The sequence below is a fragment of the Flavobacterium seoulense genome (assembly GCF_000695795.1).
In the GTDB taxonomy this organism is placed as follows: domain Bacteria; phylum Bacteroidota; class Bacteroidia; order Flavobacteriales; family Flavobacteriaceae; genus Flavobacterium; species Flavobacterium seoulense.
In genome coordinates this window covers 157,085-171,103 of record NZ_JNCA01000011.1, presented here as the reverse complement: position 1 = coordinate 171,103, position 14,019 = coordinate 157,085, and the positions used below count along the sequence as shown (strand labels likewise).

Here is a 14,019-nt window from a genome sequence, read left to right as displayed (position 1 = left end):
TCAACTTAACTCATTATGTTTAAAAATTTCTTTTTATCGCTTTTACTGGCTATTCCTCTAATAGGATTCGCTCAAGAGGACATCTATGATCCTTCTAAAGAATACGAATATCCTACAGATCCGCTTGTAAAAGCGAAGTTGGAAAAATGGCAGGATTTAAAATTTGGTGTACTTCTTCATTGGGGCGTATATACTCAGGCAGCTATACCGGAATCATGGGTTATATGTGGAGAACCTTGGCCTAAACGTGATACTACCTTAAATTATGAAGACTATAAAAAATGGTATTGGGGATTGGCAAAGGAATTCAATCCTACTAAATTCAACCCGGAAAAGTGGGCTGAAATATCGAAAAAAAGCGGAATGAAATATGTGGTTTTTACCACTAAGCATCATGATGGTTTTAATATGTTCGATACCAAACAGAGTGATTATAAGATTACCAATGGTCCTTTTAAAAACAATCCCAAGGCAGATGTTACCAAATATATTTTTGATGCCTACCGCAAACAGGGAATGATGATTGGAGCTTATTTTTCTAAACCAGATTGGCATTCGCAAGATTTTTGGTGGGATCGTTTTCCTACTCCAAGTCGAAATATTAACTATGATATAGCTAAATATCCACAAAAATGGCAAAAATTCAAAGATTTCACCTATAATCAAATTGGCGAAATTTTAGGAAACTATGGTAATGTTGATATTTTATGGCTAGATGGAGGTTGGATACGTCCGGCATTAAAAAGTGAACTGGAACGCACAGAATGGGGACTTGATAAAAGGGGAAGATCTAACTATCCTAACTTTAATCAAGAAGTAGATATGCCACGTATAGCTAAAATGGCTAGAGAAAAACAACCCGGTATTTTAATCGTTGACAGAACTGTACATGGTCCATACGAAAACTACCGTACACCTGAACAACAGATACCAAAAGAACAAATGAATACACCCTGGGAAACATGTATTACTCTTACTAAAGCCTGGAGCTATCGCAAACCTGAAGAAGAAAAAATAAAATCTTCAGCATGGGTGATTGCAACATTAGCAGAAATTGTTGCCAAAGGCGGAAATATGCTCTTAAGCTGGGGACCTACACCTGAAGGAGAATTTCCTAAAGCAATTGAAAAACCGTTAGCAGAAGTAGGACAATGGTTAAAAGTAAATGGAGCTGCTATTTATGGTACTACAATTACTAAAAAATACAATGATGGGACAACTTGGTTTACACAATCAAAAGATGGTAAAACTAAATATGCCATTGCTTGTACTAAAGAAGGAGATGTGACACCAGCCACTATTCAATGGAAAGGAAATATTCCTGCTAAAGGCACAAAAATCAAACTTTTAACAACTGGTAAAAACGTAGATTGGAAACAAGAAGGTGATGTTGTAGTAATAAATGTACCCAAAGAGTTAGTTGGAAAAACTTCTCTAGCCTTAGCCTTTCAGTTTTAATTATTTGAATCAAAAACTTAAAAAAATATAAACTATGAAAAAGTTAGTAATACTATTAGGCTTAATGCTAGCTACAACAGCAAATTACGCCCAAAACAAGCATAAAAGCATGAAAGTGCAAAGAGACTCTATTTTTACAGTAATGAAATTGAGTGATGAAAATAAACTGAAAATGCACAATCTAATTGCCGAAAACAGTAAGACTCAAAAAGCAATTAAAAATGATGCAACACTTACAGAGGAGCAACGAAAAGAAAAACTTCAAACTTGGAAAAAAGAGGTTACTATCAAAGAAAAATCAATTCTGACTCCTGAAGAATTTCAAGTTTGGAGAGATTTTGCTAAAAATTTAAAAAATAAGCCAAAAGAATAAAGCTTATCTCAAATGATAAAATTTACAAAAGTTAAACCGTAAATAAATCAACGCAATCCATAATGCAGAGCCTCAAGCTCTGCATTATTTTTTTAGGCATAGATTCTCTAAATACACCCGTAAATTCTTCTATTTTAATCAAAATTGATAGTTTTTAAATTAAAACCTAATCTACTAGACCTATCCATATCCTTACTTTAGCATTACTATTGCTTCACACTTTATAGACATTTAAAAACCTTATACCAGCTGTGAAAAGACAAAAGAATTAATAAAAAACTATCATTTAGAAAGATAAAATCAAAACATAAAACAGTAATTATAATTAACCTAAATAACACACAAATGTCACAATCTTACGCTATCGGAATAGATATAGGTGGAACCTCTTTAAAATGTGGTGTTGTTAACGAATCAGGAGAAATGTTATTTTCCTTTTTGGTTCCACTAAAAACTGCAAAAACAGAAAAAGAAATTATCATTCTAATCAGTAACGTTATTTTACAATGTGCTGATCAATTAAACGGAACTGTTGTAGGTGTTGGGATTGGCTTTCCTGGAGTTATCGAAAATAATGTAATCATTGGCGGAGGAGATAATTTACCTGAATTTGAACAATCAAATTTAGGAGAAACCCTAAAAAAGTTAACAACTTATAATATCATAATTGATAACGATGCAAACTTAATGGGACTTGGCGAATTAATCTACGGTGCAGCAAAAGACAGTAGTGACGTTATTTTTCTAACAGTAGGAACTGGAATTGGAGGAGCTGTCTTGATTAATAATAAACTTCATGGCGGATATAACAATCGCGGAGCCGAATTAGGACATATAGTAATACAGCAAAATGGTTTGGCCTGTGCTTGTGGAGGAATTGGTTGTTTAGAAGCTTATGCTTCCGTTACTGCTCTTGTCAATTATTATCAGTCTCTGAATCCAATTTTATCAGAAGAAGTTGATGGTAAATACATCATTGAAAAATATCTTTTGGGTGAAAAAGAAGCTATTAAAGCAATGGAACGCCATTTTGATTATCTGGCAGCAGGAATTAGCAGTTTTATTAATGTCTTTAGTCCTCAAAAAATAGTTATTGGGGGCGGCATCAGTGAAGCAGGACAATTTTATATTGATGAAATAAGGCGTAGAGTCAAATCACTAACAATTCCTGTAGCTTTTGCCCATACTGAAATCGTAGCTGCTAATTTGGGTAATAAAGCAGGTTTATTAGGCTGTTGTGCAAATGTTTTTCAGAAACTAAAAACATCAGATATAGTGATTAAATAAGAACTTAATTAAATTTAATATCCTTTTGAACAAAATCAAAACTTGTTTTAAACATTGATGCTTAAATTCGTTATAGTTTAAAAGCTTTGTAAATCAAAAAATAAAACGTCTATTAAATACCAACTAAATTATGATACTCAAAAAGAACATAGTGCTTCTTTGCCTTCTAAGCCTTATCAATACTCCATTAGTGAGTAGAGCACAAACAACTGAGCGTCCCAATATTCTTCTCATCATGACCGATCAGCAAACCGCTGATGCCATGAGTATTGCCGGGAACAAATATTTACAAACTCCTGCTATGGATAAATTGGCGCAAAACGGAGTACGTTTTACCAAGGCTTATTGTGCCCAACCTTTGTGTACACCATCACGTACATCAATAATCAGTGGTAAAATGCCGTATGAAACAGGTTTTGTAGGCAACAGATCTGAAAAAGATGGACAATGGCCTGATGATTTATTAATGATGGGTAAAATTTTCCAAAACGGTGGCTATAAAACGGGCTATGTTGGAAAATGGCATTTACCTGTTCCTACTACTAAAATTAGTCAACACGGTTTTGAATTCATTAAAAACACCGATTTTCTGGATTATAATGATGCCGCAACTCCCTCCTATTGCGCTCGTTTTATTAAAGAAAATAAAAACGAGCCTTTTTTATTGGTAGCTTCATTTTTGAATCCACATGATATTTGCGAGTGGGCTCGTGGCGAAGAGTTAAAAATGGATGTTTTAGAAAAAGCACCTCCGGCAGATCAATGTCCGCCTTTGCCTGACAACTGGCAAATACCTGATCATGAACCAAAAATTGTTCGCGATCAACAAAAAACAGTTGGATTCCGTACCTACCCAACAATAAATTGGACAGGAGACCAATGGCGTCAATACCGTTGGGCTTACAATCGTTTAGTAGAAAAAGTAGATAATTATATCGAAATGGTTCTTGAATCATTAAAAAAATATAATATCGAAAAAAATACTATTATCATTTTTACAGCCGATCACGGTGATGGCTATGCAGGTCACAGTTGGAATCAAAAACAAATTTTATATGAAGAAGCTGCAAAAATTCCGTTTATCATTTCAAAAATAGGCGAATGGAAACCTCGTACCGATGAGATGTTAGTATGTAATGGTATTGATATTATCCCAACTATGTGTGGTTTTACAAGCGTGCCAAAACCTCCCTATTTAAAAGGAATTGATCTTAGCAAAAAAATAACCGATAATACTATTCAAAATCTACGAGATACTTTAGTTATTCAAACTGATTTTGCGCATAATGAAGAGTTATCCGGTATTAATGGCCGAGCCGTTATTACCAAGGATTTTAAATACATTGTTTATAATAAAGGGGAAATAAAAGAACAGTTATTTGATTTATCGAAAGATCCAGGAGAAATAACTAATCTAGCGTTAAATAAGTCGTACAAAAAGCAACTCATCACCATGCGTAACTATTTAAAAAAATGGTGCAAATCCAATGGGGATAAATTTAACTCCGGATTATAATAACCAACGAACTGTTATAGTATAAAATTATAAAAACTAAAATCATGAAATCAACAGTAAACCTTTGTTTAGCAATTGCTGGAACACTCTACATGAGCTCCGGTTATTCTCAAAGTAACAAATCGGTAGCAGAGCAAAAAAAAGACATCCGAAAAATAACCTGGAGACTAAGCGAACAAAAAAACATTGCCACGCCGGAACAAATTCTGGACAATCAATTTATTCCCATAGGAGATAAGGAACCTAATGGTATCATCATCGAAGACACAAAAAATCTGTATAAAGGAAATCCGGTCTATAAATTCATTTGTACCGGAGAAGCTAATCGTATCGAGCTTTCCTCTACATTTGGAACCAAAGAAAACCTAAAAGGATATTCTGATGAAGAAATCAATGACTTATCTAAAATTTTTGAAGGTTATATCAATTCGTTCCACGGTAATTATGGAGATATAGTAACCTATGACTGGTACACCAGATTTCCTGAGGCCGAATCACCAACCAAAGGAGGAATTATTGCACAAATACACGGTAGACCAGATCGCACATTACTTATCAATCCCAAAGGAGAGATGCTCAAAGTATCAATAAAAGAGATGACTGCAATCTTAGATACAATGTATTTTGACAAACACATAGGTAAAAACATCAAAACTAAAAAGCCAAATGGATGGCGTGTAGATGCTGCTGCTGGTGGGCCAATTGCCGAAATGAGCTACCGTCCACCCTATTTGTATATGTTAGTACGTAGCAGCGCCGAAAGAGTTTCAGACAGTGAAACCAGAACCAGACCTTACCCTAATAAAGTACCGGTGGGTAAAGTAATTGGTACAGATGGTAAAACCGGATTTTTAGCTTTTTCTGAACCTACCAGCAATGTGCCCATCAACAAATGGATTCATTTTAAAATGGAAATAAAATACAGCAAATACAGTCATACCTCAGATGAAGTTTTAGAAAAAGGATACATTAAAATGTGGATGGATGACAAAGTACTGTGTGATATTAAAAATGTTGACATAGGTAAAAATGATGAATTAGGTCCTTATTTTAAATATGGTATTTACAAACCTTTTAAAGATGGCTTTACAGTAGAACATAGTGGTTTCACAGAAACCATTCAAAAACAATAATGTAAAAATTATCAAATGAACAACACTTTTTTAGTTATCGCTCTTCTCTATTCCAGCCTTGTAGGCTATTCTCAAACCAATCAAAATAAAGTATTGGTTTGCAGTTATGAATTTAATAAAAACCGTGAACTTAAAGACTGGAAGATTGAAGGCGAAGGAAAATCGTTCATTCGTAATGGAAAATTAATTTTAGAACCCACCTATTTTCAGCTATTAAAAAAGTTAATGGATGAGGGCAAAATTTCTAAAAAAAATAATTCAGATGAATATCAGCCTTATATTATCGAGGCAATGACTAAAAAATATGGCAAAAACATATCTGGATATTTTGCTAAGGTTACAACTGAAACGGATGCAAATAAAAAAGAGGCTCAGTTTTTAGGTGGGAGTTTTAATTTCTGGAACAAAAAATTCCAGACAGAAGATAGTTATTCTATTGAATTTGATTTTAAAGCGCTCTACCCTACTCCGCTGCACATGGTATTATTCTCTGCTTTGGGTACCAACGGAAAAGGAATTTTCGATAAAACACTTCCGGTTCGCAATGGAATTTCCTCTGAACTAATGGCAGGTGAATTGAATAATTACCGTATTTCTTATTTAGAACCTCAACGTAAAACCGCCAATTTGCGCAAAGCTCCGGGAAGAAAAATGCTATACGAAGGCGAAGACATCGTTTCTAAAGATCTAAATAAAACCTACCACTGTGAAATCAAAAAAATTAAAGACCAAATAAGCTACATTATTGATGGAAAAACAATTTTCACTTATAAAGATGACAAACCATTAGAAGGCGGTTACTGGGGCTTTAGGTTAATGCCTTGCGCATTGGGTGAATACGATAATATTAAAGTGTACAATTACAAATAGTAAACAAACATGAGTTTAATCAAAACGAAAATACTAATTAGTCTTTGTCTATTAACAAATGTTGTCTTTGCTCAAAAAAAAGATAAACTACTATTTCAAGCGGATTTTTCGAAACCGCTTGATTGTCATATCTGGGTAGCAGAGATAGATAATTTACCTGGTCATACCTCTACCGTTTATACCCACAAAAATGCTTTGATATTAGATACTTGGGGAGGTGTTACGGTTTGGTTGAATAAAAAGCTTAGTGGCAATATACGAATTGAATACGATAGAGTTGTACGTATGGATCAAAAATGCAATGACCGTGTTAGTGATATGAACCAATTTTGGATGGCTACAGACCCTAAAAAAGACACTTTATTTACCCGTCGTGGTAAATTTCAGGAATATGATGACCTCTCTTTATATTATGCAGGTATTGGCGGATGGAATAATAAAACCACACGTTTTAGAAAATACCTGACGCCTGAATCAAAACCTGTAATAAAGGAATACACTGATAAAGAACATTTACTTGAAGCCGAAAAAGTATATCATATTAAAACAATTGTAAAAGATGGAACATCCAGTTTTTGGATAAACGAAGAATTATTTTTTCAATATACAGACCCTTCCCCGTTAACATCGGGATATTTTGGATTTAGAAGTTTACAATCCCGACAGGAAATCAGGAACTTAAAAATATATGCTCTTGATTAGTTATAATTAATTAGCAAAAAAACAACCACCAATCCAACCCAAAAAATTATACGATAATGCTTAATTTATCCCAACATTTGACGCAAAACAGAACAATTAAAATCATTTTACTACTGACAATATCTTTGTCGGTTCAAACAACTTTTGCACAAACTACCTTAGGACAAATTTTTAAAGGGTTTAATCAATTTTCTGAGGTTTACAAAGTAAAAAGTAATGAAACCAGTAATGGTGATGGTAATAAAACCTTAAGCATAAATGCTGTTAGACAACAAGGTAACAGAGAATTTCCTTACCCTACAAAAGGGCATCAATTAATAGCTAATCCGCCAATATTTACCTGGCCAATGGCTGATTTTGAATACCCAAAAACTTTTCCGGAAGAGCCTAGTGAAAAAAAACTGAATGAATACAAACGTTATGATTTTCAATTGGGGCAAACTAAAGATCTTTCCAGTAAAACAACACTTTCAGTAACAGGCTTACGAATGCCTTTTTACAATAATCACAAAGCCTTGGCACCTGGAACCTGGTACTGGCGTTACCGCACGGCAGGTGGAAAATGGTCAGAAACTTATGAAATTGAAATTTTATCAATCGTTCCAAAATTTGAATCCCCAAAAGAGAATGAAGCTTTGGCAAAAATCCCTGCACAACATCCGCGTATTTTTAAGCCTTTAAATATTAAAAACCCAACTGAAGATCAAAAAACGCTTATAGCGCAATACAAAAGCAAAGCAGATGCTGCGCTAAAGAAACAAATAGAAGACTACAAGGTAAAGGGAGAACCTATACCTTCAACAGCTACAAAACAGGAACGCGATCAGATTATGAAATTTCGTTTACGCTACGAAGTGGAAGCAATTGATGCTAATATAGAAAACCTCTTAATGGCTTATGAAATTAATCACGACGAAAAATATTTGAAAAAAGCCTTAACAATGGCTAACTATATCGCTTCATTAAACGGTGCTGAGATGTATGAGAAATCGGATTTTTCAGCTTCTAAATCCATGTCTACTTTAGCAATGGCTTATGATATTGCCTACAATAAAATTTCGGCAGAAGACAAAAAAAAGTTTGAAAAATTTATTTCTATCGTAGCTAATTTAATATTAAGCGAAGCTGTTCACGAAAACATAGGTTCTGCTGATGGTTTACTGGCTGAGCATTTTTTTCAGCATACATTTCACGATGCCTTTGTAGCTTCTTTAGTAATGAAAGACCATTTAGCCGATGCTAAAATTTGGGTGGGCATGCTATACGATATTTGGCTGTCGCGTTCTCCAGCCGGTGGTTTTGCTTCTGACGGTGTTTGGGCTAATGGTAATATGGGTTATCTGCATGTAAGTATGGAATCAATGGTTAACAATTTTCTTTTGTTTAGAGATTTATTCGGTGTTAATACTTTCTCTCATCCTTGGTTTTCAAACTGTGCCAATGCTTTAGCCTATACTCTTCCTATCAAATCAGCCGGAGATGGATTTGCCGATGGTAGTGAAGAATGGGATCAGTTAAATAAACTTCGTACCGGATTTGCTTATATCCTCGGACAGGAATTAAATAATCCTTTTGCCATTAACTATGCCTATAAATTATCTGACCAATCACTAGATAGTGTCTATCAATTTAAGAATGGTGGTTTTTTAGAGTATCGCTTACAGCATCAGCCTAAAAAAATAGCTCCTTTGAATTGGAACAAAATCCCGCAATCAGCAGTTTTTCCTGAAAGCGGTATGGCTATGATAAATACCAATGTTTTAGATGCTAACAAGAACTTATTTCTGTCATTTTACAGCTCTCCTTTCGGTGTTGGTTCACATGCTATGGCTGAACATAATAGTTTCAATATTGTTTATAAAGGAAAACCCTTGTTTTACCCAACCGGTTATCGTATAACCACTCAGGATAAACACTACTTGGTAGCACAAAAACACAGCCGTGCCAGAAACACCATTACGGTTGATGGCAAAACACAAGGATATACTCAAAGTGCTTACGGCTGGATTCCTCGTTATTTAGATGGTGAAAGCATGACCTACATAATGGGAGATGCTTCTAATGCTTACAAAAAAATAGATTCTCTCGGAATTAACTGGATTACTGTATTGAAAAACGCTAATGTGTATGATGCTAAAAACGGTTTCATTGTCAACGAAGAAGATGATCCAAAAGTGAGTAAATTCCGCAGACACTTAGTTCTTTTACGCCCTAATATTGTTGTGGTTTACGATGAACTGGAAGCAAAAAAACCGGTAAACTGGACTTTCCAACTTAACGGATTACAAAGAGCCAACATGACTTTAAATCCAAAAGATCAATCATTGATAGCAAACAGTGATAATGCCGATGCATCTGTTCATGTTTTTAGTAGTATCCCAACTAACAAAACTCTGGTGGACAGTTCTTATGTAAAACCCTTCGATTGGCTCAATCCACAAAGAGGCAGGCCTGCCAAAAAATTTGATAAACAACAATTTCATTTTAAAGCAGAAAATACTGAAAAATCAAAGGAAATGCGCTTTTTAGCGGTTATCCAAATTGATGAAAGCAATAGTTTATCGTTTATAAACATACAGCCTGACAGTAAAGGAAATATCGTTGTAGGAGATTATATTATAAACGGACAATTAAACTTGGATCAAACGGCAAGATTAGAAATAGAAAATAAGGCCAACGGCGAATATTTGCTGTATGGACCTTCTAATGACTCATCAAAAACCAAAGCCAGAAAATTTTCGCTTAGTACCGTATTAATCAATAAGACTAAAGGTTTTCAAGAATCTATAGACCGTTACCCAATGATGGTACCCGAATAATTATAAATAATACCCAACTAAAATTGCTTTCGTTTGTCCATTATAGCATTAGCCATTTTAATAACTCCAACTAATAATTTAAATAATGAAAAAAGATATAAAAATCCCGTTTAAACGTTTTTGCAAAACCATGGAATTGCGAAATGATAAAGCACTAATTGAAAATTATAAAAAATCACATGCTAAGGGTGCTACATGGCCAGAAATTACCATGGGTATGAAAGAAGTAGGAATTCTGAATATGGAAATTTACTTAATCGATACAACGCTGTTTATGATTATGGATACCGTAGTCGATTTTGATCACGACAAAGCCATGTTAGAATTATCAAAAAAACCGAGACAACAAGAATGGGAATCTCACATGGCACAATTTCAGGATACTGATGAAAAGGCTACAGCAGATCAAAAGTGGAGATTGATGGAGTGTATTTATACAATGGACTAATACAATCAGAAAATTAAAATAGTTGATAGGAATAGACTATACTCTTGAATAATATTAAAATTCAAACAAATGTTAAAAATAAAAAAACACACAAGCCTACTCTTATTGGTAACTTGTATCAGTAATATTGCGCTGCAGGCACAAACAATGCAAGATTATGCCAACAAACTTATCACTAATGAGCTTAGTTTTGAGTCTAAGGCTGATATACAAAACTGGGATACAAAAAATAGTAAACTCTCTTTATCTGATGCTCATTTTAAAAGTGGAGAAAAATCTTTAGAATGGAATTGGCAAAAAGGGGCTTCAATCTCCATCAATAATCTAAAAGGATTAAAAGAAGCCGGAGATTTATACCCTGGTGGTCAACCTGAATTTTACGAGCCATCTTACTATCCCAAACAGCGTTTTGGTGGTATAAAAATGTGGTTATACCAAGAGAAACCATCAACTGGAAAAATGATTTTTCAGGTAGGTAGTAATGCCGAAACAGCACAAAAAACACCAAAATATCGTTTTAATGTTAATCTGAATTTTAAAGGTTGGCGCGCCGTTTGGGTTGCATTTGAAGAAGATGCAAAAGTAGAAAACTACAAAGGTTCAGATGAGATGAATAACATCTACATTTATCCAGACAAGAAAATAAAAACAGAAGGAAAATTATTTATAGATCATTTCTTATTACTCAATTTTGTGTCTAACAAACGTCATAGCGACATGGTGTTTACAAACCATAAATTAACGCATTTCAGAGACGATGACGGTTATGAAATTTTACCTCCGTATCAGCAATATCTCGACTATAAATTTCAACAACAAATAGATGCTGGTCAATTAGCAAAAGAGAGCAAACACATTGCCGATAAATTAGAGTTTTTAATTCTTGGAGATCAAACAACTGATTATAAAGAACGTAAGACCGGAATTGAAAATGTCGTGGCAAAAAAAATTGAAGACGCTGAAGCTAACTATCAAAAACTTCAACTTACTAAGAAGAATGGTTTTGTTAACGGTATTCCTTTGTTTTCTATCCGAGATGAACATATGCCTGAAAATGGACAAATCTATGATGTGGTTTTCCTGAACTCAATCTATCAGCAGGCAATGGATTACAGACTTAACAACAATACTTCTGCAAAAGAAAAATCGCTTTTAACCCTTGATTATTTATTAGATCAGGGTTGGGCTTCAGGTACTTCTTCCGGTACGGTTGACCATGTAATTAAAGTAAGTCCTATTGCCAGTACTGTTTTTTTGTTGAGAGAAGAATTAAAAACACAGAACAAATTACAGGAACAAACCGAAATGCTTATTTGGCATACACAACTAGGTAAACTACTGAATATAGATTATACCAAAGGTGAAAATTCCGATAGAATCAGAGGCGGTGCATTAGCTAAATTAATGACTATTTTACTTATGGAAAACGATGGTCGCAAGCAAAAAATGATGGATGAATTTAAAAACTATATGGATCATGCTATCGCTATTTCACCAGGATATAGCGATACCTTTAAACCCGATTTTTCAATATACCACCATGCAGGTACTTACCTTAATACCTATGGAACCAATGCTCTTAATACAATGGCATTGATTCATTGGCTGTTGACTGATACGCCTTATGCTCTTTCTGCTAATTCTACCGAAGTCCTGAAAAAGGCACTTCGTCGTCAGGCAGAAATCGCTTTTGGGGTTAATATTCATCCGGGCGTAGGTGGTCGTTTTCCAGATATGACCAGTTCTATTGATAAATTTACACTACCTGCATTTGCTTTTATGAGTATGAAAGACAATGATGTAGCTGATCCTGAAATGGCTAATTTGTTCAACTATCTTTATACTATTTGCGAACCTAAAAATATCAATACCATGTTAATGCCCAACATTACTTATTCGGGGACATTTGGCACATTGAATTTAATGGTTCGATTACACCGCCTTGCAGGCAAAAATTTCAACCGTCCAGCCGATGGTGTAACCGTTATGCCCTACTCCGGATTGCTCACTTTCAGGAAAGATAAAGCTTTTGCAACGGTAAAAGGATACAACAAATACGTATGGGATTTTGAAGGTGGTAAAGGGGAAAACATGTTAGGACGTTACATTAGCTTCGGCACACTTCTTTTGGCGCAAGGAGATGATAAAAATGGTTTTAACACAACAGGATTAGAAATGAACAATGGATTTGATTGGGCTTTCTTACCTGGTGCTACTACAAAGGCATTACCGGTTGATAAAATGACTTTTATTGTCCAAGGCGATCCAAAATATATTGAAGGTAAACATCGTAATTTTTCAGAAAGTGTTATTGCCAGTGGGTTATCTCAAAATGGCAATGGAATTTTTGCTTTAGATTTAAGAGATGATGTTTTTCCTGATAAAGAAAAAACCCTGTTCGACAGCACATTCCGGGCAAAAAAATCATATTTCTTTATTGGTAACGAAATTATATGTTTGGGTTCTAACATCAATAATGATGATAGCCGTTACTCAACTGTTACTACACTTTTTCAATATAAGTTTGATGTTAACCGAGCTAATTTATTTAATGGTAAAACAATTGGTAACAATATAAATATTCATCAGAAGGCAAATGGAGGCTACTTTACCGACCAAAATGGCTTACATTATATTGTTCCCGATGGGCAAAAAATAGTCTTTCAACAAGCTCCGCAGGCATCTTATAAAAACGAAAAAGCAAAGTTTGAAAAATCTAACGAAACTTATTTAAAAAGCTGGATAGATCACGGAAGCTCCCCAAAAGATGAAGGCTACGAATATGAAATTTTAGTAAATACTCCAACGGATAAAGTACAAACCTACTTAAAACCAAACTACATCGTTTTGCAAAAAGATGCATCGGCACACATCATCGAACACAAGAATACCGGAATTACCGCCTATGCCGTTTTTGATGCAAAAAAATCTTTAAAAGGTCCATTATCAAGTACTGATACTCCTATCATGGCTATGTTTAAGGTTCAAGAAGGTGCTTCAATTTTAACCATTGCCGATCCTGATTTTCATCAGGAAAAATGGAATCATAATATGTCCCTAATGCCCGAAGCTATTAAAAATGCTCCCAATAAAGCAAGTATCGTTACGCTTACTTTAAAAGGAGAATGGTTCTTAGCCGCTAAAACTGATAAGTTGTTAGAACTATTTCATCAAAATGGAAATACAACTTTAAAAATCTTCTGCAAAGATGGAAAAAGCATCGATATTCCTTTGCAACAAGATGACCACAAAAAATAATCATTGGAAAATATAAAAAATGATGCTTGATTAAAAACTTCTGGAATTAACAGTAATTATAGAATTCTACTGAACAAAAAACTATTTACTGTTAATTCTATGGAGTTTACAAGCTCTTTTAATCAAATTCAAAAGTGTTTTAATCATATTAAAAA

The 14,019-nt window shown here is 34.3% G+C and carries 10 protein-coding genes; all 10 read left to right on the top strand.

Going from position 1 to position 14,019, the window contains the following annotated elements; genetic code table 11:
• Positions 1-15: 15 nt before the first annotated feature.
• The 10 genes from FEM21_RS06340 to FEM21_RS06295 all read left to right on the top strand — a co-directional run bounded on the left by FEM21_RS06340 (position 16) and on the right by FEM21_RS06295 (position 13,864).
• On the top strand, positions 16-1,458 hold the full coding sequence (locus FEM21_RS06340; RefSeq protein WP_035658942.1) for an alpha-L-fucosidase: 1,443 nt from the start codon (positions 16-18) through the stop codon (positions 1,456-1,458).
• A gap of 34 nt (positions 1,459-1,492) precedes the next feature.
• Entirely contained in the window at positions 1,493-1,831 is a 339-nt protein-coding gene (locus tag FEM21_RS06335) for a hypothetical protein (RefSeq protein ID WP_035658941.1), read from the top strand.
• A gap of 345 nt (positions 1,832-2,176) precedes the next feature.
• Positions 2,177-3,118, top strand: a complete 942-nt coding sequence (locus FEM21_RS06330; protein WP_035658940.1) for an ROK family protein — start codon at positions 2,177-2,179, stop codon at positions 3,116-3,118.
• Positions 3,119-3,248: 130 nt separating this feature from the next.
• Positions 3,249-4,634 (top strand): sulfatase family protein, encoded by a 1,386-nt coding sequence (locus tag FEM21_RS06325; RefSeq protein ID WP_035658939.1) that lies wholly within the window; start codon positions 3,249-3,251, stop codon positions 4,632-4,634.
• A gap of 44 nt (positions 4,635-4,678) precedes the next feature.
• On the top strand, positions 4,679-5,767 hold the full coding sequence (locus FEM21_RS06320) for a polysaccharide lyase (RefSeq protein WP_081824653.1): 1,089 nt from the start codon (positions 4,679-4,681) through the stop codon (positions 5,765-5,767).
• Between the two features lie 15 nt (positions 5,768-5,782).
• Complete coding sequence (locus FEM21_RS16165; RefSeq protein ID WP_051627508.1) at positions 5,783-6,637, top strand: DUF1961 family protein; 855 nt, start codon at positions 5,783-5,785, stop codon at positions 6,635-6,637.
• Between the two features lie 195 nt (positions 6,638-6,832).
• Positions 6,833-7,339 carry a DUF6250 domain-containing protein gene (locus FEM21_RS06310; RefSeq protein WP_160171308.1) on the top strand — a complete coding sequence of 169 codons (507 nt, stop codon included), beginning with the start codon at positions 6,833-6,835 and terminating at the stop codon, positions 7,337-7,339.
• Positions 7,340-7,395: 56 nt separating this feature from the next.
• Positions 7,396-10,158, top strand: coding sequence for a DUF4962 domain-containing protein (locus tag FEM21_RS06305; RefSeq protein WP_081824652.1), 2,763 nt, complete (start codon positions 7,396-7,398; stop codon positions 10,156-10,158).
• A gap of 85 nt (positions 10,159-10,243) precedes the next feature.
• The gene (locus FEM21_RS06300) at positions 10,244-10,606 is read left to right on the top strand and encodes an L-rhamnose mutarotase (RefSeq protein WP_035658936.1); all 363 of its coding nucleotides are present in this window, start codon (positions 10,244-10,246) and stop codon (positions 10,604-10,606) included.
• Positions 10,607-10,675: 69 nt separating this feature from the next.
• On the top strand, positions 10,676-13,864 hold the full coding sequence (locus FEM21_RS06295) for a chondroitinase family polysaccharide lyase (RefSeq protein ID WP_051627506.1): 3,189 nt from the start codon (positions 10,676-10,678) through the stop codon (positions 13,862-13,864).
• The last annotated feature ends 155 nt before the right edge of the window (positions 13,865-14,019 follow it).

Excerpts from the sequence above, each read along its gene's own strand:
- FEM21_RS06320 (WP_081824653.1), top strand. The coding sequence starts at position 4,679 with ATGAAATCAACAGTAAACCTTTGTTTAGCAATTGCTGGAACACTCTAC.
- FEM21_RS06330 (WP_035658940.1), top strand. The coding sequence starts at position 2,177 with ATGTCACAATCTTACGCTATCGGAATAGATATAGGTGGAACCTCTTTA.
- FEM21_RS06305 (WP_081824652.1), top strand. The coding sequence starts at position 7,396 with ATGCTTAATTTATCCCAACATTTGACGCAAAACAGAACAATTAAAATC.
- FEM21_RS06325 (WP_035658939.1), top strand. The coding sequence starts at position 3,249 with ATGATACTCAAAAAGAACATAGTGCTTCTTTGCCTTCTAAGCCTTATC.
- FEM21_RS16165 (WP_051627508.1), top strand. The coding sequence starts at position 5,783 with ATGAACAACACTTTTTTAGTTATCGCTCTTCTCTATTCCAGCCTTGTA.
- FEM21_RS06335 (WP_035658941.1), top strand. The coding sequence starts at position 1,493 with ATGAAAAAGTTAGTAATACTATTAGGCTTAATGCTAGCTACAACAGCA.
- FEM21_RS06300 (WP_035658936.1), top strand. The coding sequence starts at position 10,244 with ATGAAAAAAGATATAAAAATCCCGTTTAAACGTTTTTGCAAAACCATG.
- FEM21_RS06295 (WP_051627506.1), top strand. The coding sequence starts at position 10,676 with ATGTTAAAAATAAAAAAACACACAAGCCTACTCTTATTGGTAACTTGT.
- FEM21_RS06340 (WP_035658942.1), top strand. The coding sequence starts at position 16 with ATGTTTAAAAATTTCTTTTTATCGCTTTTACTGGCTATTCCTCTAATA.